Origin of the sequence: Streptomyces durocortorensis, from assembly GCF_016901035.1 — a bacterium.
Classification (GTDB): domain Bacteria; phylum Actinomycetota; class Actinomycetes; order Streptomycetales; family Streptomycetaceae; genus Streptomyces; species Streptomyces durocortorensis.
On record NZ_JAFEUF010000062.1, the window covers coordinates 3,153 to 21,374 of the forward strand.

The 18,222-nt window shown below is 71.8% G+C and carries 18 protein-coding genes; 13 read left to right on the plus strand and 5 right to left on the minus strand.

The genetic code is table 11. From position 1 onward, the window contains the following. Positions 1-181 precede the first annotated feature (181 nt). Positions 182-1,435, minus strand: coding sequence for an NAD(P)-dependent malic enzyme (locus JS521_RS14650; protein WP_205083415.1), 1,254 nt, complete (start codon positions 1,433-1,435; stop codon positions 182-184). Between the two features lie 524 nt (positions 1,436-1,959). Between JS521_RS14650 and JS521_RS14655 the strand changes: the two genes are divergently transcribed. The 3 genes from JS521_RS14655 to JS521_RS14665 are packed head-to-tail and all read left to right on the plus strand — an operon-like array spanning position 1,960 to position 4,653. Next, positions 1,960-2,919, plus strand: coding sequence for an ABC transporter substrate-binding protein (locus tag JS521_RS14655; protein WP_205083416.1), 960 nt, complete (start codon positions 1,960-1,962; stop codon positions 2,917-2,919). Positions 2,920-2,947: 28 nt separating this feature from the next. Next, entirely contained in the window at positions 2,948-3,889 is a 942-nt protein-coding gene (locus JS521_RS14660; RefSeq protein ID WP_205083417.1) for an amino acid ABC transporter permease, read from the plus strand. Continuing rightward, complete coding sequence (locus JS521_RS14665) at positions 3,886-4,653, plus strand: amino acid ABC transporter ATP-binding protein (protein WP_275564194.1); 768 nt, start codon at positions 3,886-3,888, stop codon at positions 4,651-4,653. Before JS521_RS14660 ends, JS521_RS14665 begins: the two co-directional genes overlap by 4 nt. A gap of 295 nt (positions 4,654-4,948) precedes the next feature. Here the strand turns inward: JS521_RS14665 and JS521_RS14670 are convergent, their stop codons facing one another. Together JS521_RS14670 and JS521_RS14675 are read right to left on the minus strand one after the other, a co-directional pair. Next, positions 4,949-5,341 carry a hypothetical protein gene (locus tag JS521_RS14670; protein ID WP_205083418.1) on the minus strand — a complete coding sequence of 131 codons (393 nt, stop codon included), beginning with the start codon at positions 5,339-5,341 and terminating at the stop codon, positions 4,949-4,951. A 313-nt stretch (positions 5,342-5,654) separates the two neighbouring features. Next, entirely contained in the window at positions 5,655-6,416 is a 762-nt protein-coding gene (locus JS521_RS14675) for a class I SAM-dependent methyltransferase (protein ID WP_205083419.1), read from the minus strand. An 88-nt stretch (positions 6,417-6,504) separates the two neighbouring features. Between JS521_RS14675 and JS521_RS14680 the strand changes: the two genes are divergently transcribed. Beyond that, positions 6,505-7,125, plus strand: a complete 621-nt coding sequence (locus tag JS521_RS14680) for a CGNR zinc finger domain-containing protein (RefSeq protein ID WP_205083420.1) — start codon at positions 6,505-6,507, stop codon at positions 7,123-7,125. On the opposite strand, the gene sodX is transcribed toward JS521_RS14680, so the two are convergent. Further along, positions 7,038-7,466, minus strand: a complete 429-nt coding sequence (gene sodX, locus JS521_RS14685) for a nickel-type superoxide dismutase maturation protease (protein WP_205083440.1) — start codon at positions 7,464-7,466, stop codon at positions 7,038-7,040. The genes JS521_RS14680 and sodX overlap by 88 nt on opposite strands. A 188-nt stretch (positions 7,467-7,654) precedes the next feature. Between sodX and sodN the strand changes: the two genes are divergently transcribed. Then, on the plus strand, positions 7,655-8,050 hold the full coding sequence (gene sodN, locus JS521_RS14690) for a superoxide dismutase, Ni (protein WP_003966342.1): 396 nt from the start codon (positions 7,655-7,657) through the stop codon (positions 8,048-8,050). A gap of 217 nt (positions 8,051-8,267) precedes the next feature. Here the strand turns inward: sodN and JS521_RS14695 are convergent, their stop codons facing one another. Beyond that, entirely contained in the window at positions 8,268-9,311 is a 1,044-nt protein-coding gene (locus tag JS521_RS14695; RefSeq protein WP_205083421.1) for a saccharopine dehydrogenase family protein, read from the minus strand. A 134-nt stretch (positions 9,312-9,445) separates the two neighbouring features. Here JS521_RS14695 and JS521_RS14700 point away from each other — a divergent pair, with 134 nt between their 5' ends. The 8 genes from JS521_RS14700 (at position 9,446) to JS521_RS14735 (ending at position 18,209) form a co-directional block, all read left to right on the plus strand. Continuing rightward, positions 9,446-10,381, plus strand: a complete 936-nt coding sequence (locus JS521_RS14700; protein ID WP_205083422.1) for a helix-turn-helix domain-containing protein — start codon at positions 9,446-9,448, stop codon at positions 10,379-10,381. A 141-nt stretch (positions 10,382-10,522) separates the two neighbouring features. Then, positions 10,523-11,395, plus strand: coding sequence for an alpha/beta fold hydrolase (locus JS521_RS14705; RefSeq protein ID WP_205083423.1), 873 nt, complete (start codon positions 10,523-10,525; stop codon positions 11,393-11,395). Between the two features lie 227 nt (positions 11,396-11,622). Beyond that, the gene (locus JS521_RS14710; protein ID WP_205083424.1) at positions 11,623-12,588 is read left to right on the plus strand and encodes an alpha/beta hydrolase; all 966 of its coding nucleotides are present in this window, start codon (positions 11,623-11,625) and stop codon (positions 12,586-12,588) included. Continuing rightward, on the plus strand, positions 12,585-13,757 hold the full coding sequence (locus JS521_RS14715; RefSeq protein ID WP_205083425.1) for an acyltransferase family protein: 1,173 nt from the start codon (positions 12,585-12,587) through the stop codon (positions 13,755-13,757). The genes JS521_RS14710 and JS521_RS14715 overlap by 4 nt, the downstream gene beginning before the upstream one ends. 28 nt (positions 13,758-13,785) lie before the next feature. After that, complete coding sequence (locus tag JS521_RS14720) at positions 13,786-15,111, plus strand: sensor histidine kinase (RefSeq protein WP_205083441.1); 1,326 nt, start codon at positions 13,786-13,788, stop codon at positions 15,109-15,111. Further along, the gene (locus JS521_RS14725; protein WP_205083426.1) at positions 15,108-15,782 is read left to right on the plus strand and encodes a response regulator; all 675 of its coding nucleotides are present in this window, start codon (positions 15,108-15,110) and stop codon (positions 15,780-15,782) included. Before JS521_RS14720 ends, JS521_RS14725 begins: the two co-directional genes overlap by 4 nt. A 31-nt stretch (positions 15,783-15,813) precedes the next feature. After that, positions 15,814-16,992, plus strand: a complete 1,179-nt coding sequence (locus JS521_RS14730; protein ID WP_205083427.1) for a DUF1266 domain-containing protein — start codon at positions 15,814-15,816, stop codon at positions 16,990-16,992. Beyond that, positions 16,989-18,209, plus strand: a complete 1,221-nt coding sequence (locus JS521_RS14735; RefSeq protein ID WP_239487288.1) for a DUF1266 domain-containing protein — start codon at positions 16,989-16,991, stop codon at positions 18,207-18,209. Before JS521_RS14730 ends, JS521_RS14735 begins: the two co-directional genes overlap by 4 nt. Positions 18,210-18,222 lie beyond the last annotated feature (13 nt).

An 18,222-nucleotide genomic window follows, 5' to 3' on the forward strand; every position in this document is an offset into this window, starting at 1 on the left:
GCTCAGTGGTGCGGCTCAATCGCCGGAGGGGCTTAGTGGTGCGGCTCAATCGCCGCAGGGGCTGGAAATGGGGGCCTCGACCGCCGCAGGAGCTTGAGGTGGTCACCGCAAGGCGGAAACGCAAGGGCGGGGCCCGCACAAGTACGGGCCCCGCCCCATCAAGCTCCGCTCAGCAACAACCTCAGCGCCGAGCCACACCCTCCGCCCGCGCCGCAGCGGCAACGGCCGCCGTGACCGCCGGCGCGACCCGCTCGTCGAACGGGGACGGAATCACGTAGTCCGCCGCCAGCTCATCGCCGACGACATCCGCCAGTGCATTCGCCGCCGCGATCTTCATGCCCTCCGTGATCCGCGAGGCCCGCACCTGGAGCGCACCCGCGAAGATGCCCGGGAACGCCAGCACGTTGTTGATCTGGTTCGGGAAGTCGGACCGCCCGGTAGCCACCACGGCCGCGTACTTGTGCGCGACCTCCGGGTGGACCTCCGGATTCGGGTTGGCCATGGCGAAGACGTACGCACCGGGCGCCATCGAGGCCACCGCCGCCTCCGGGACCGTACCGCCGGAGACGCCGATGAAGACGTCCGCACCGGCGAGCGCCTGCTCCAGCGAACCGCTCAGGCCCGCCCGGTTCGTCAGCTCCGCCAGCTCGCGCTTGACCTCGGTGAGGTCGTCGCGGTCCCGGCTGACGATGCCCTTGCGGTCGGCCACCGCGATGTCGCCGATCCCCGCCTCCAGCAGGAACTTGGCGATGGCCACGCCCGCCGCGCCCGCGCCGGAGATGACGCCGCGCAGATCGCCGAGCGTCCGCCCGGAGAGCTTCGCGGCGTTGCGCAGGGCGGCGAGGGTGACGACCGCGGTGCCGTGCTGGTCGTCGTGGAAGACCGGGATGTCCAGCCGCTCCTGGAGCTTGCGCTCGATCTCGAAGCAGCGGGGCGCCGAGATGTCCTCCAGGTTGACCCCGCCGAAGGAGGGGGCGAGCCGCACGACGGTGTCGACGATCTCGTCGGCGTCGGTGGTCGCGAGCGCGATCGGCACCGCGTCGACGCCGCCGAACTGCTTGAAGAGGATGGCCTTGCCCTCCATCACGGGGAGGGACGCCTCGGGCCCGATGTCACCGAGGCCGAGCACGGCGGTGCCGTCAGTCACGACGGCCACGACCTGGGACTTCCAGGTGTAGTCGTGGACGAGCTCGGGCTGGGCGGCGATGGCGCTGCACACTTTCGCCACTCCGGGCGTGTACGCCAGGGAGAGGTCGTCCTTGTCCCGGATAGGGACGGTGGCCTGCACGGCCATCTTCCCGCCCCGGTGGAGGGCGAAGGCCGGATCGAAGGGCTCGTCGGCCCCGGTGTCCGCCCCGCTCGTGCGCTGGATGCCACGGTCGGTGGCGCTGTCGATGGTGCTGTCGCTGCGAGGATTGACGATCTCCGCTGCCATGGTGTTGACCCCTTAAGTCTTCATCGTTTGAGGGTGGCCACTCCTGGTTGAGGAGGGGTGGGCGGGCACCGCGTACGTGCCCCGCACCGAGCGGTTGGCCCGCCCCGGCAGGGAGAGGTACGTACGCGCGGGCGCGCCGCACACGCGCCCTGAGCCCCGGATGAGGGGTGTAAACGTCTTTCTTACCGGACGAACGGTGTTACGGACGAGTCCATATCGACGCGGTGACGTGACTCATAGTCGAATATCTGGACAAGTCGGCAAACCGGCATAAATGCCGTCCACCAGTCGAGACGTGCCGAAGATTCTCCGGCGGGGGGATTGGTTCCCCACAGATGGTCCGGTCCCGAGGTACCGGCCGTTGATGTTCGGGGGTCGCCCGTTATCCGATTTTGACATGGCAGGACCCCTGCATGGGCCAGTCCGAATGGCAGGATGCCGTCATCACACAAGGTGGCGACACTCGAAGGTGCGTGCCAAGCCGCCCACCAGCACCTCTCCCTCACCTGCCGGAGGATCCCGACATGACCGCAAGCACCACGCGTCGTACGACCGCGAAGACCCGGATCGCGGCGGTCGGCGCCATCGCGGTCGCCGGCACCATGCTGCTGACCGCCTGCGGCGACCAGACCGACAAGCCCTCGAAGGCTTCGAGCTCCGCGAAGGCGTCGGACAGCGCGCCGCTCGCCGACCTGCTGCCCCAGGCCATCAAGGACAAGGGCGTCATCAGGGTCGGTTCGGACATCGCGTACCCGCCGGTGGAGTTCAAGGACGATTCCGGCAAGGTAGTCGGTATCGACCCCGACCTCGGCGCCGCTCTCGGCAAGCAGCTCGGTGTCACCTTCGAGTTCCAGAACGGAACGTTCGACACCCTCATCACGGGGCTCCGCTCGAAGCGCTACGACCTGGCGATGTCGGCGATGACCGACACCAAGGACCGCCAGGAGGGCATCGACTCGGAGACGCAGAAGAAGGTCGGCGAAGGCGTCGACTTCATCGACTACTTCACCGCCGGCGTCTCGATCTACACCAAGAAGGGCGACGACCAGGGCATCAAGACCTGGTCCGACCTGTGCGGCAAGAAGATGGCCGTCCAGCGCGGCACGGTCTCCCACGACCTCGCCAAGGCCGAGAGCGAGAAGTGCGGCAGCAAGGGCAAGATCGAGATCGAGCAGTTCGACAACGACCTGGAGGCCCAGACCCGGCTCCGGGCCGGAGGCGCCGACGCCGGTTCGTCCGACTTCCCGGTGGCCGCCTACGCGGTGAAGACCTCGGGCGGCGGCAAGGACTTCCAGATCGTCGGCGAGCAGGTCGAGGCGGCCCCGTACGGCATCGCCGTCGCCAAGGGCAACCCCGAGCTGCGGGACGCGGTGAAGGCGGCGCTCGACGCGATCATCGAGAACGGCGAGTACGCCAAGATCATCGCCAAGTGGGGCGTCAAGGACGGCGCGGTCACCGAGGCCAAGATCAACGGCGGGTCCTGACGGATTCCGTCGGTGAGAGGCAATATCTGTGACTGACATCAAGAAGACGGGTTCCACCGGCACGCCACCTACCCCGGCGGCCGGACCCGCGGCGATCACGGCCATCCCGGTCCGCCACTACGGGCGCTACGTGTCGGCGGTCATCGCCATCGGCCTGCTCGCGTCCATCGTCTACGCGTTCTCCCAGGGCCAGATCAACTGGGGTGCCGTACCGGACTACTTCTTCGACGACCGGATCCTCCGGGGCGTGGGCCAGACCCTGCTGCTGACCGTTCTCTCGATGGCCATCGGCATCGTCGGCGGCGTCCTGCTCGCGGTGATGCGCCTGTCCAAGAACCCGGTCACCGCGTCGATCGCGTGGTCGTACATCTGGTTCTTCCGGGGCACGCCCGTACTGGTCCAGCTCTTCGTCTGGTTCAACCTGGGCCTGGTCTTCGAGTACATCAACCTCGGGCCGGTCTACAAGGACGAGTGGTCGTCCTTCATGACCCCCCTGCTGACCGCGCTCCTCGGGCTCGGCCTCAACGAGGCCGCGTACATGGCGGAGATCTGCCGGGCCGGACTGCTCTCGGTCGACGAGGGCCAGACGGAGGCGTCGCACGCGCTGGGCATGAGCCACAGCAAGACGCTGCGCCGCGTGGTCATCCCGCAGGCGATGCGCGTGATCGTGCCGCCGACGGGCAACGAGGTCATCAACATGCTCAAGACGACCTCGCTGGTGGCCGCCGTACAGTTCACGGAGCTGTTCCGGTACGCCCAGGACATCGGGCAGAACTCCGGCGCCCCCGTGGAGATGTACTTCCTCGCGGCGGCCTGGTACCTGATCATGACCTCGATCCTGAGCGTGGGCCAGTACTACCTGGAGCGTCACTACGCCCGCGGGTCCAGCCGGAGCCTGCCGCAGACACCGATCCAGAAGATCAGGGCCAACCTGCTGTCCCTGGGCCGCCCCTCGGGAGGCATGGCATGACGACGACCCCCATGGTGAAGGCCGAGGGCGTCCACAAGTCCTTCGGCACCGCGCACATCCTCAAGGGCATCGACCTGGAGGTCGCCCCGCGTGAGGTGTTCTGCCTGATCGGCCCGTCCGGTTCCGGCAAGTCGACCTTCCTGCGGTGCATCAACCACCTGGAGAAGATCAGCGCCGGCCGGCTCTCGGTCGACGGCGAGCTGGTCGGCTACCGGCAGAAGGGCGACAAGCTCTACGAGCTGAGGGACAACGAGGTCGCCCTCAAGCGCCGCGACATCGGCATGGTCTTCCAGCGGTTCAACCTGTTCCCGCACATGACGGCGATCGAGAACGTCATGGAAGCCCCGGTCCAGGTCAAGGGCGAGTCCAAGGCCGTGGCCCGGGCCCGCGCCGAGAAGCTGCTGGACCGGGTGGGCCTCGCCGACAAGGCGAAGAACTACCCCTCCCAGCTCTCCGGCGGACAGCAGCAGCGCGTGGCGATCGCCCGCGCGCTGGCCATGGAGCCGAAGCTGATGCTCTTCGACGAGCCGACCTCGGCGCTCGACCCGGAGCTGGTGGGTGACGTCCTGGACGTGATGCGCGGGCTGGCCGAGGACGGCATGACGATGATCGTCGTCACCCACGAGATGGGCTTCGCCCGCGAGGTGGGCGACGCGCTGGTCTTCATGGACGACGGTGTGGTGGTCGAGTCGGGCCACCCGCGCGATGTCCTGACCAACCCGCAGCAGGACCGGACGAAGTCGTTCCTGTCGAAGGTGCTGTAGCAGCGGGCGATGGGCCCCCCGGCCCCCCCCCCCCGGGGGGGCGGCCAAGCAGAGGTTCAGGCGAACGAGCCAGAGGGGGGCGGAACCACCGGGGCGGGGGGGGGGGGGGGCGCGGGCGGCGCCGCCCCCCCGCCCCCCCCCGGCCGCCCGGGGGGGGGGGGGTGNNNTTTGCCGTCCCCACCCCGCCGCTGGACGGGCCTATGGCGTCCGGGTCGATGGGGCTGTCGCCGGGGGCTAGGCGCCCGGGGCCGCCCGGCCGGGGGCGCATTCCCATTCCTGCTTGTCGGCTTCCTGCCTATCGGCCGGAAGTCCAAGCGGTCATCGGGTCGGACGTGCCCTCGTCCGCTCCGTTGGCCCCGTCGCGAATGACCGTCCAGAAGAGAAGCGTGCGCCCTTCGGCGAGATTGTAATCGCACTTGGTGGGCGGGTTGTTGGCGCCGTTCGCGTCATGGCATTCCCCCGAACGCCCGTAGTCCGTGGTCCACTTCAGCACTGCGCGCTTTCCGTCCGCACGCATGTCCTGAACGGTGAAATCGTCCCCCGTCGAATAGAAGCACCCCAGCGCGACGGCATAGGGGGGCCCACAGAACTTGGTCGTCGCAGCGTGGGACGGTGTACCGACGGCAAGGACCGCCGCTACCGAAGCAGCCGCCGTCATCGAGGCAGTTACCGCTTTTCGTATGGCCATGTGTCTCCAGAGATCGGGCTCGTCGAGCGGTCCGTACCCCGCGCGTGATACAGACCGCCTGCGACGGCGGCGCCATACGCCGAATACGCCTCACCCCGTTTCCGTGCGCGTTGCACGAAGCGAGTTCGGATGCGCCACGCTGCCACACCGGACTCCTTTGATCCACCCGTATACGGCACCGGTCGAAAAGAGGTCGCGGGAGGTGACGTTCCGGAATGTGGAAATGCCCTGAAAACAACACGACGGGTCGGTCGAGAAGTCCGGCGCGGCAGATTCCGCGCCCTCACACGGAGTTCGCCTGCCTCACGTTCGCCTACTTCACAGCGAGCACCAACGAGTCCGAAGGCGACGCCCAGACCGCGCGCGCCTCGCCGAAGCCGGAGGCGATGAGCGTGCTGGCGTGCCAGTCGGCGGAGGGCATGTCGCCGTCCGCGTGCTCGCCGTAGATCGCGAACCGCTCGGTGGTCGGCCCGGCGAGGACCGGGTCCTTCGCGGCGACGGCCCACCACGCGGCCCAGTCCAGCGCGCCCGCGGCCTTGGCGCGGTCCATCGCGGCGTGCCGCTGGGCGCGTTCGGCGGCGTTGATGCGAGGGGTGGCGGTGTCGATCATGTGGTCGGCGTTCATGAACACCCCGCCGTCCCGGACGAGACCGCCGAGCTGTCCGTACAGCGTGGCGAGCGGCTCGGCGTGCAGCCAGTGCAGAGCGGTGGCGGTGAGGACGGCGTCGTACGAGGTGTGGGGCAGCCGGGCCGTCCAGTCCGGGTCCTTCAGGTCGGCGGTGACGAAGGTGACCCGATCGTCGCCCTCGAAGGTGCCGCGGGCGATGGCCAGGAGCGCGGGGTCGAGATCGACACCGGTGCTCGTGGCGTTCGGGAACCGCTTGAGGAGCCGGTCCGTAATACTTCCCGTACCGCAGGCGAGGTCGAGCACCCGCGGTTCCGGTCCGACGACCGCCTCGACCATGTCCAGCATCACCCGGAACCGCTCCTCGCGGTCGGGCATGTACCACTCCTGCTGCCGGTCCCAGCTCTCCTGCCAGGACTGCCAGTCGGTTCCCGTAGCCGTCTCCGTCACGTCACCCTCCACGTAATGCCCGTTTACGACAGTCGACCATTACACTGGCCGATGCCCCGACTCTAGACCGACGCCGTAAGGACTACAAGTGGAACTGGCCTATTACTCGGACTACGCCGTGCGCCTGGTCAACACCGAGGAGCCGGCCCGCAACAAGGACACGCTCACCTCGGTCGAGGCGGTCCGGGAACTGTTCGGCGCGAACCAGCAGGCGGCGCGGCGGACGACGGACGCGGACGTGACCCGCTTCCGTTCCGTACGGGCACGGCTGCGCGCGGTCTTCGAGGCGGCGGACGGCGGCGACGAGACGCTCGCGGTCGACCTGCTCAACTCGCTGCTGCTGGAGTTCCCGGTGAGCCCGCAGATCTCGGGGCACGACGTACGGGACGAGGACGGCAGGCCGGACTGGCACATGCACCTGGCCGACCATCCGTCGAACGCGACCGCGGGGTACGCGGCCATCGCGGCGATGGGCCTGGCCTTCCACCTCACCGAGCACGGCGTGGACCGCCTCGGCCTGTGCGAGGCGGCGCCGTGCCGCAACGCCTACCTGGACACGTCCACCAACCGCTCCCGGCGCTACTGCTCGGACCGCTGCGCGACCCGCGCGAACGTGGCCGCCTACCGGGCCCGCAAGCGCGAGGAGGCCGAGCGCACCGGCCGCAGCGCGGAGACCGCCCAGCCCAGCACCGCCGTCACCGACCGCTGACCTTTCGCCGGGGGCCGGTAGCGGGCCAGCACCCGGGCGAGCACCAGCTCCTCCGGCACAGTCCCGTAATCCGTGCTGTCCCCGCCCGCGAAGGTGTTGTCGCCGCGCACCCACCAGCCGCCGGGCCGCCGTTCGGTGGCCCGTTTGACCACCAGCAGGTCCTGCTGGAAGGGGTGCCGCAGGATGACCACGTCACCGGGGCGCACGGGCGCCCCGTACTGCACGAGCAGCAGATCCCCGTGGTAGAGCGTGGGCACCATGGAGGGCCCCGTCACCTCCACCACCTGCAACGGACGCCGCGTCACCCGCCCGCCTCCGGACACCTGTCGCCGCTCCGGCATCTTGGGCACCTTCCGCTCCTCCTCCAGCACATCGTCAGTACATCGCCCCGTGGACGGCTCCGTACATTCGGCCGACGGCCCGATTCTCACCCCGGACTTTTGACCTAAGCCCCTGGGGCAGCCACGGAAAGCGGCGCTCCACGGAGTAATGTCCCACCTGAGAAGACGATCACGAGGAGGACAGCTCCATGCTTTCCCGCCTGTTTGCCCCCAAGGTGAAGGTCAGCGCCCACTGCGACCTGCCCTGCGGCGTGTACGACCCGGCCCAGGCCCGCATCGAGGCCGAGTCGGTCAAGGCCGTCCAGGAGAAGTACCAGGCCAACGAGGACGCGGACTTCCGCACCCGCGCCGTCCTGATCAAGGAGCAGCGCGCCGAGCTCGCGAAGCACCACGTGTCGGTGCTCTGGAGCGACTACTTCAAGCCCCCGCACTTCGAGAAGTACCCGGAGCTGCACCAGCTGATCAACGACACCCTGAAGGCGCTCTCCGCGGCCAAGGGCTCGAACGACCCGAAGACGGGTCAGAAGGCCCTGGACCTGATCGCCGAGGTCGACCGGATCTTCTGGGAGACCAAGAAGGCCTGATCTCTGGCTGGCTTGGCTGATCTGCGGTTTCGCGGGTCGTGCCGCTTCAGCTGTCCCGCACCCGGTCCGCAGGCCGCCGACAACGGCGTCCATGGCGGGCCGGGTGCGGTCGTTCAGGAGGTCCCTCAGTCGATCGCTCAGGCCGCCGCGCGCTCCACGAGCGGGCGGCGGCGCAGGGCGGGCTCGGTCAGTGACCGCGGGGGAAGCGAGGCTGAGGTCAGGCGCCGCCCCTCCCCGGGTACAGGTCGACAGCGATGTGCGGCTCCAGTGCGCGCAGGAAGTCGGGGGCGTCGAAGATCTCGCCCGCCGGCACGACGCCGAGCGACCTGGTGCGGCCGGTCAGGACGCGGTCGAGGGCCTCGGCGACCAGGGGTGCGGTGACGGCGTAGATGTCCTGACCGCTCGCGGTGGCCCGGCGTTCGGTGGCGCCGGAGCGGACGACGGCGTCGACGAGGAAGGTCTGGTCCGAGCGGCCGCTCCCGTCGGCGGCGGTGGGGGCCTGCGTGTCGGGTGAGGCGACGTCCCGGGCGGCCTCGGCGCTCATGTACGTGGTCACGTCGGGGATCGCGAGGTGCTGGGGGACCGTGACGACGTCCGCCATCGTGAACTCCCCGATCACCGGCCGGCGGCCCACCGGTTCCGGGAACGTCCACTGCAGGGCGGGCGCGGCATCGGTGCGGCGCTCCCACCGCCCGCCCCGGTAGCGGAGGCGGTGGTCGCCGCGCCGCTCGCGGGAGACCGCACCCGAGAGCCGGGTTCCGGCGGTGGGGTGCCAGCTGCTGAGCGCGTACGCGATGTGCGCCTCGTCGGCCTCGGTCCAGTCGCCCATCGCCGCCGTGACCAGCAGATCGCCGAGGCCGCCGAAGAAGGCCATGGCCGGGACGATCACCGCCCCCTCCTCCCGGGCCCGCTCGCGGTAGTGGCCGAAGGTGTCGAGGTTGGCCTCCAGTTCGGCGGCCACGTCCAGGTAGGGGATCTTCGCGCGGAGCGCGGCCTCGATCACCGGGCCGGTGGTCGAGGCGAAGGGACCGGCGCAGTTGATCACCGCCACTGTGCCCGCCAGGGCCCGGTCCAGCGAGACCGGGTCGTCGACGGACGCCACCCTGGGCTTCCAGCCGCGTCCGAGGGCCAGCTCTTCCAGGGCGTGCGCGTTGCGGCCGGACGGCACGGGGACGTACCCGCGTGCGGCCAGCTCCGCCACCACGAACCGGCCCGTGTGACCGTACGCTCCGAACACCGCCACCGGCTGACCTGACCCCATGGGACTCCCCTGACCTCTGACTGCTCGAACGCCCGCCGCGGTGTAGGTCCGCCGGGACTTGACACCTCTCATCCTGGTCGTGGGCCGCGCCCCGCACGAGCGTCGGAAACGACTTACCGCATACAGTTTCGGACATGCCCACTGTCGCCCTGGCCGTCGCCGACGGCATCCTCCATTACGAACTGTCCGTGGCCGTCGAGGTCTTCGGGGCCGACCTGGCCCACATCGTGGACCCCTGGTACGACTTCTCCCTCTGCGGGAGCGGCCCGGTGCGGGTCGACCGCTTCCGCCTGGAACCCGACCACGGGCTCGACCACCTCGCGCGCGCCGACACGGTGATTGTCCCCGGCTGGGCCGACACCGAGCGCGAACCGCCCGCCGAGCTGGTCGAGGCGGTGCGCGCGGCCCACGCGGCGGGCGCGCGGGTGGCGTCCCTGTGTACGGGCGCCTTCGTCCTGGGTGCGGCGGGGCTGCTCGACGGCAGGCGCGCCACCACCCACTGGGGCCACACCCGGGAGCTGGCCCGGCGCCACCCGGCAACCACCGTCGACCCGGACGTCCTCTACGTCGACAACGGCGATGTGCTCACGTCCGCGGGCAAGGCCGCCGCCATGGACCTGTGCCTGCACCTGGTCCGGCTCGACCACGGCTCGGCGATCGCCAACAGGATCGCCCGGCGCCTGGTCGTCCCGCCGCACCGGGACGGCGGGCAGGCCCAGTTCATCGCCACGCCCGTCCCCGCGCCGGGCGGCCACCCCCTGAGCGACCTCTTCCCCTGGGTGCTGGAGCGGCTGGACCAGCCGCTCACCGTGGAGGACCTGGCCCGCCGGGCCCGGATGAGCTCACGCCACCTCGCCCGCCACTTCAAGCACCTGACCGGCACCACTCCCCTTCAGTGGCTGCACACCCAACGCATCCGCCACGCACAGGAGTTGCTGGAGACGACCGACGCCGGAGTGGACGCCGTCGCCGCGGCGGCCGGCATGGGCACGGCCACCACGTTGCGCCGCCACTTCCAGCGCAGCGTCGGCGTCCCGCCCGACACCTACCGCCGCACCTTCCGCCCCTGAGGCGCCCACCGGATCCACCACCGGCCACACCGTCACCACTGGCCCCGGGGCCGGCGGTGAGCTACTCTGCATCAAGGGCGATGCGAGACGATACGTATCGTCTAGATAGTGACCGCAGGACGCAGAACAGCGAGGTTCACCATGGAACGCTTCGTCGATGCCGCCCCCGGTGTCCGCCTCTGGGCAGAGGATCACGGCTCCCCCGACGCCCCCGCCCTACTCCTGATCATGGGCGCGCAGGCGTCCGGGCTCGGCTGGCCCGATGAGCTGGTCGAGCTGCTGGCCGTACGGCACCGGGTGATCCGGTACGACCATCGGGACACCGGCCGCTCCACCGCCTCCTTCGACGAACAGCCCTATCCGCTCACCGCGTTGGCCGAGGACGCCGTCGCCGTGCTGGACGCGTTCGGGGTGGAGCGGGCGCATGTGACGGGGATGTCGATGGGCGGGATGCTCACGCAGTTGCTCGTCGCCGACCATCCCGAGCGACTGCTCAGCGCCACCGTCATCGGGACGAGCGCGCTCAGCTCCACGCCGTACGTCGCACCGGACGGCCGCCGGATCCCGCCGGAGGAACTGCCTGGCGTATCGGCCGAGTTGATGGAGTTGTGGTCCCGGCCCGTCGAGGACCTGGGCCCGGAGACGGAGTTGGAGCGGCGGGTCGAGCACTGGCGGGTGCTCGGCGGCGGCCTGATGCCGTTCGACGCCGCGTACGCCCGCGAGCTGGAGCGGCGGATCATCGTCCACACCGGGCACCATCACGCCGGCACCGCCCACGCCCGTGCCGACTACTCCGGCATGGAGCGCACCGAGCAGCTCGCCGCCACCGAGATTCCCACGCTGATCACCTCGGCCCCCGCCGAACCGGTCGCACCGGCCCCGCACGCCGAGCATCTCGCCCAGGTGATCCGCGGTGCGCGGCTCGTCGAGATCCCCGGCATGGGCCACGCCCTGCCCCGCGAGGTCCACGCCCCGCTGGCCGCCGCGGTCCTGGAGCACACGGGCCGGAGCTGACGCTCAGGGCCGCCCGTCGCCCGTGTCGTACCGGCTGGAGCCGAAACCCGAGCCGCCCGTCCCCCGCGTCACACGGCCCGGAGCTGAACCCCCGGGCCGCGTCATCCGCGTCATACCTGAGAGCCACCCCGCAGGTGCACTCCCGAGCGGGACGCCAACTACCGACCCCCGTCCATAACTTCTGTACCGGAAGCACCAACGCCCCCGGTACGGAAGGACCTCACCCCATGGCGGACCGCCCGCGCAGACGTCGTACGCGCCGCGCCCTGCTCGCCGCCCTCGTCACCTTCGCGGTGGCCGTGCCGGTGTCCGGAGCGGCCCGGCCCGCCGCCGTGCCCGCCCCCGCGCCGACCGTGCCGGGGCAGTTGCGGGACGCGGCTCCGGGAGCCCTGGAGCAGCGGTACACGGTGAGCCGGCAGGACATCCGGGCGGCCGGGCGGATGGCGGCGGGGCACGGGGACCTCAAGCGGGCGGCCTCGCTGCGGGCGATGGCCGCGCCGGGGCGGCAGTTCCTGTCCTTCGACGGGCGGGACGGCGGCCGGAGCGTGGAGGTCGTGGGCGAGCTGTCCTCGGCCCGGCGGATCGCGGTCCTGGTGCCGGGAGCCGGTGTCGGCCTGGACGCGTACGGGCGGCTTCGGCGTGACGCCCGGGCGCTGCACCGGGAGTTGGACGAGGGCGGGGCGGTCATCGTCTGGCTGGGCTACCGCTCCCCCGCCACCGTCAGCCCGGCCGCCCTGACCACCGGGCGTGCCGACGAGGCCGCGCCGGGCCTGCGCACCCTGGTGGACGGGCTGCGCGCGGTGCGGCCCGCCGCCCGGATCAGCCTGCTCTGCCACTCGTACGGCTCGGTGATCTGCGCCCGGTCCGCGCCGGGGACCTCCGCCGACGCCCTCGTCCTCTACGGCAGCCCCGGGGTCGGCTGCGACGATGCCGCCGCCCTCCGTACCGGTGCTCGGGTGTGGGCGGGGCGCGGCGGCGGGGACTGGATCGCCCGGGTGCCCCATGTCCGGGTGCGGGTGCCGTTCGTCGCAACGGTGGGGTTCGGGACCGATCCGGTGGCGGAGGAGTTCGGGGCCGAGGTGTTCGACGCGGGCGACGGCGGCCACAGCGACTATCTGCTGCCCGGTTCGCGTTCGCTGACGAACCTGGCCCGGATCGTGGCCGGTGCCGAGCCGCTGGGGGTCTCCCGATGACCGGGCTCGTCGCGCGGATCGAGGCCGCCACTCCGCCCGGACGCGACCGGGCCGTGGACGCCCTGCGCGCCCTGGCGATCCTGGGCGTGGTGGGCGGGCACTGGCTGGTGACCGCGCTGGTCGCCGACAGCGGCACGGTGCGCGGGGCCAGTCCGCTCACCGCCATGCCGCACCTGACCCCCGTCTCCTGGGTGTTCCAGACCCTCGCGGTGTTCTTCCTGGTGGGCGGGATGGTGGCGGCCGGAAGTTGGGCCTCGGTGCGGAAGCGGGGTGTGCCGTACGGGCGGTGGGTGGGCGGCCGGCTGGCCCGGCTGTTCCGGCCGGTGGCTGCGGTGCTCGTGGTGTGGGCGCTCGCGGCGGCCGTGATGCTGGTGGCCGGGGTGGGCGAGGCCACCGTGCGGGCGCTGGTGAAGCTGGTCTGGTCGCCGCTGTGGTTCCTGCTGGTCTTCGCCGCTCTGACCGCGCTGACACCGCTGGTGGCCCGGCTGCACCCGCTGTGGCCGCTCGTGGTGGTGCTGCACGTCGACCTCGTACGGCTGGGGCTGGACGGTCCGCGCGAGCTGGGGTGGGTCAACGTGGTCGCCGGGTGGCTGGTGCCGTACTGCTTGGGGACGCTGGTGGCCCGGGGCGGGCTGCGCGGCCGGGCGGGCCGCTGGGCGCTGCTGCTCGGCGGGGCGGCGGGGGCCTTCGCCCTCGTGCTGTGGGCCGGCTATCCGGCCTCCATGGTCGGTGTTCCGGGTGGCCGGATCTCCAACCTGGACCCGCCGAGCCTGGCCGCCGTCGCGTTCGGCCTGGCCCAGTGCGGGGCGGCGCTGCTGCTGCTCGGGCCGCTGCGCCGGGTGCTGCGCAGGCCCGCCGCGTGGGCGGTGGTGGCGGTGGTGAACCTGTCGGCGATGACCGTGTTCCTCTGGCACCAGACCGCGATGATCGTCGTGACGATGAGCGCGCTGCTGTTCGCGGACGGCCCGTTGCCGGGACTGCACACCGTGCCCGACGACGCCGGCTGGGTGCTCGCCCGGCTGCTCTGGCTGCCGCTGTTCGCGCTGGCGCTGTCGGGGTGCTGGGCGGTGTTCCGGGGTTACGAGCAGGGCGGGCGGCGTACCGGCGGGGGCTCCCTCGTCGTACGGGAGTCAACCCCCGAGCGGAAGGGACGGGCGCGTCGTGCCTAGTCTGAGCGCGAACGGAGCCGAGGGGGCGGTGGGGGCCGTGACGTCATCGAGGGCGGTGCGCCTGCGGGCGGCGGTACGCCGTGCGCCACGCGCCCTGTACGAGGACCTGTGGGCGGCGCCCGCCGACCGGGTGCCGCGCATGGGCGAGCCGGACGCCCCGGTGTGGCGGCCGGTGTTCCTGGTGCTGCTGGTGTTCGCGGCCGCCTTCTTCGCCGTGCCTCGTACGTACGAGTTGAGCACCGACCCGGTCACCGGAGTCGGCGGGTGGGCCGTGCTGGCCGCCCTGGCGCAGTCGGTGGTGCTGCTGGCCGGGATGGTCCGCCCGGTGGGGGCGTGGTGGGCGGCGACCGCGCTGTCGGTGGCGACGGTGCTGGCCACCGAGTCCGCCATGAGCCCGGACCGGCTGTTCCCCTGGAGCATCATGGGGATGGTGTTCCAGGGCGGGGCGCTGTTCCTGCTGGCGTTGCGCGTCCCGCTGCGCCGCTCGGTGGGGGCGCTGGCCCTCACACTGCTGGCGGGCCTGGCCATGACCCTGCACACCACGCAGCCGCACAACCTGGACCTGGACCGCTCCGCACCGGTGTTCGTCGTCGCCCTGGTCCTCGGCGCCGCGCTCCGCAGCCTGCGCCTGGCCCGTAAGGACCTCGTCGTCCAGGCCGAGTTGACCGCCGAGGAGCGGGCCCGGCGCACCCTGCTGGAGGAACGCAACCGGATCGCAAGGGAGTTGCACGACGTGGTCGCCCATCACATGTCGGTGATCTCCATCCAGGCGCAGGTCGCCCCGCATCTGGTGGAGCACCCCACCGATGAGCTGAAGGAGAATCTGACCGGCATCCGCGAGAATGCGCTCGAAGCCCTCGCCGAGCTGCGCCGGGTGCTGGGCGTCCTGCGCTCGGAGGACGCCCCCGCCCGGAGCGACGACACCCGGCACGCCCCGCAGCCCGGCCTCGACGGACTCGACGGCCTGATCGCCACCGTGCGCTCCGCCGGTCTCGCCGTGACCCGCTCCACCACGGGCGAACCCTGCCCCCTGTCGCCGGGCGTCGAGCTGTCCGCGTACCGCATCGTGCAGGAAGCCCTGAGCAACGTGATGCGCCACGCGCCCGGGGCGAGCGCCGAGGTGGCGATCGGCCACCGGCCCACCGGGCTGACCGTCCGGGTCGTCAACTCCCCGCCGGACCGCCCGGCCGCCCCCCCCCCCGGCGTACGCCACGGCCTGCTCGGCATGCGCGAGCGCGCGGCGATGCTCGGCGGCGAGGTGGCCACCGGCCCCACGCCCGAGGGCGGCTGGGAAGTCACCGCGATCCTGCCCGTCAGCACGCAGCCGACCCGGACGACCGAGGAAGCCCGATGACCCCACCCATCCGTGCCGTGATCGCCGACGACCAGATGATGGTCCGCCAGGGCTTCACGTTCCTGCTCAACGCCGAGCCGGACATCGAGGTCGTCGGCCAGGCCGTGAACGGGCTCGACGCGATCGACAAGGTCGCCGAACTCGCCCCGGACGTCGTGCTGATGGACATCCGGATGCCCGAGCTGGGCGGCATCGAGGCGACCCGGCGGATCACCTCCTGCCAGGACTCGACGGTCAAGGTGCTCGTGCTCACCACCTTCGACCTCGACGAGTACGTGTACGAGGCACTGCGCGCGGGCGCGTCCGGCTTTCTGCTGAAAGATGCCTCCGCCGATGAACTCGCCCATGCTGTACGGGTGGTGGCGGCGGGCGACGCGCTGCTCTCGCCCAACATCACCAAGCGGCTGATCGTGGAGTTCTCCCGGACCGCCGGGGCGCCCCGCGTGCCGCTCAAGGAGCGGGTCGGGGGCCTGACCGAGCGCGAGACGGAGGTGCTGACGCTGATCGCGGGCGGCCTGTCGAACGCCGAGATCGCCCGGGAGCTGATCGTCGCCGAGCAGACGGTGAAGACCCATGTGGGCCGGATCCTGGTCAAGTTGGGCGTCCGCGACCGGACCCAGGCGGCGGTGTTCGCGTACGAGTCGGGGCTGGTGCGCCCGGCCGGGCTCTGACCCGCGAGGCCCGTTTCGTAGGATCGGCTCCGTGACGACGGGGAGCTGGGCGACGGCAGTGAGCGGTGGAGCGGTCGCGCCGACGGAGATCGAGCGCGCGCTGTCCGCGGCGGTCGCGGGCGGGAGCGCCGACGCGGTGGTGGAGCTGCTCGCGCGGACACGGCTGTACGTGCTCGTCGCCCGGCTGCACGCGGACATCCCCGGCTGGACGGCCCCGCTGTCCACGATCCGGGACGAGGCGTCCCGGCGGGCCTGCGTCCCGGTGCTGACGCCCGGGATGCTGCCGCCGTGGCATCCGGAGTGGGTGTTCCGCGAGGTGAGCCTGGGCGAGCTGGCGCGGACCTGGCCGTACGACGTACGCCGGCTCGCGGTGAACCACGGCACGCCGTACGCGGCGATGGTCGACGCCCGCCCCAAGTGCCTGAAGGCCTGGCTCCGGGCCGACGAGCGCACCGGCGGGCACGCGCACGGCGTGCTGCTCACCGACAGCGGCGGGCCGCTGCACGGACCGCTCGCCCAGGGGCTGGCGCTCGGCGCGCACCTCGCCGTCACCAACGGCCTCATCTGGAACCGGCTCGGCGCCGCCTACGAGGACTACGCCGGCGACCGGGCCCGGCTGCGCAGTCCGTGGGGCATCCAGCACCGCGCCGAGTACCGCGACCGCCTCGCGTCGCTGATGAGGAACCAGCTGGTCGGGCGGGTCCAGGAAGCCGTCCTGCGTACCCGGCACACCCTGGCCGCCCGGCTGGGGCGTACGCCGACGCGCGAGGAGTGGTCCGAGGCGCTGGGCCGGGCGTTCGCCGCGCGCGACGCCGACGACCGGGCGCTGGCCGAGCGGTCGTTGCGCCACATCACCCGCTACGAGGACCGGCTCCGGGCCGACGGCGCGCTCGCCCCGGACGGTCGCGTCGACACCCTGGCCGCGTTCGACCTCGGCCGGGCGGTCAACGTCGTCCGGCTCGCACTCGGCGCCCGGTACGGCGATCCGCACGAGGCCGAGCAGGACGTGCTGCGGCTCGGAGAACTCGCGCGGGCCGCCTACACCTCGTGGGCGGACTTCTCCCTCGGCTACCTCATGGCCCGCATCGTCCACCGGGCCGAGGACGACGGCCCGGAGGCGGCTGAGTCCACGTACCGGCAATCACTCGCCGAGCACCGCATCCTCACCCAGGACCCCGTCGGCCCCTACCGGAACCTCCCCTGGTCATGAACCTCACGAACCAGAACCAGAACCCGCACGCCGCTCCCCCGGCCCCCGGCGCGCCCGCGTCCGCACCCTGGGCTCCCGCCCCCTGGATCCCGCCGTCCGAGACCGAGCAGCTCCTCCACGAGGCCGCCCTGCGCGGTGACGTACGGGGACAACTGGCCGCGCTGGCCGGGACCGAGCTGTACATCCCGGCCCCGCGCGCCGAGGCGGACGCCGATCCGGGCACCGTGATCTGGCGGCGGCACGTCGACCCGGCGGGCTTCGTCTGCCGGCCGCTCCTCACCCGGGGCATGCTGCCCGCGTGGCACCCGGACTGGGTCTTCCGCGGGGTCACGCTGCGGTGGGTCGCCGAGTTCGGCTGGTCGGATCCGCAGGTCTGGCTGGGCGTGAACGTGGGGACACCCGGTCAGTTGCTGCTGCCCGCCGCCCCGCCGGACCTGGCGCTGTGGCAGCGGGCCTACGCGGAGAACGACCGGGCGTCCGGGAACCGCCTGGTCGCGCTGCGGCACGGCGCGCTGCACGGGCCGCTGGCGTACGGGCTGGCGTGCGGGGTGCATCTGGCGATCGGGAACGCCGTCCCGTGGAACGAGATCGGCACGGTCTACCGCGAGTACGTCGACGAACGCGAGCAGCTCCGCGACTCCTGGGGCATCACCGGCCACGAGGGGTGGCGCAGGCAGCTGGACTTCCTGCTGGACGCGAGCAACAGCCCGCCGGAGCCGGACTTCGTGCTGCGCGTCCGGGAGCAGTTGGCGGCGGGGCTCGGCGAGCTGCCCTCGGCCGATCTGTGGCGGGAGACGGCGGCCGGTCACGCCCAGGACCTGGGAGCCGACGCGGACACGGTGAAGGGCATCGAGAATCTGGTGCGCCGGGTCATGCGCTACGAGGCCCGGTTCCGTGCGGACGGGCTGCTGCCGCCGGACGGCCGGGTGCGGACGACGGTCGCGTACGACTACGGGCGGGCGGTGAACCTGGCGCGCTGGGGGCTGTCGGCGCGGTTCTGCGGACCGGCCGACGCGGAGGCGGCGATCGTGCACGCCGGGGCGCTGAGCAAGTCGGCCCACCGCTCCTGGGAGGAGTTCTCGGCGGGGTACGCGCTGGGGCGGGTGCTGCGGTTCGACGAGGAGGAGTACGGGCCGTTCTACGAACAGAACGTCCTCGCCCACCGTCTGCTGGCGGAGAGCGAGGGCAGTCCGTGGAAGCACATCCCGTGGCGGTGAGCCGGGGTGGGCC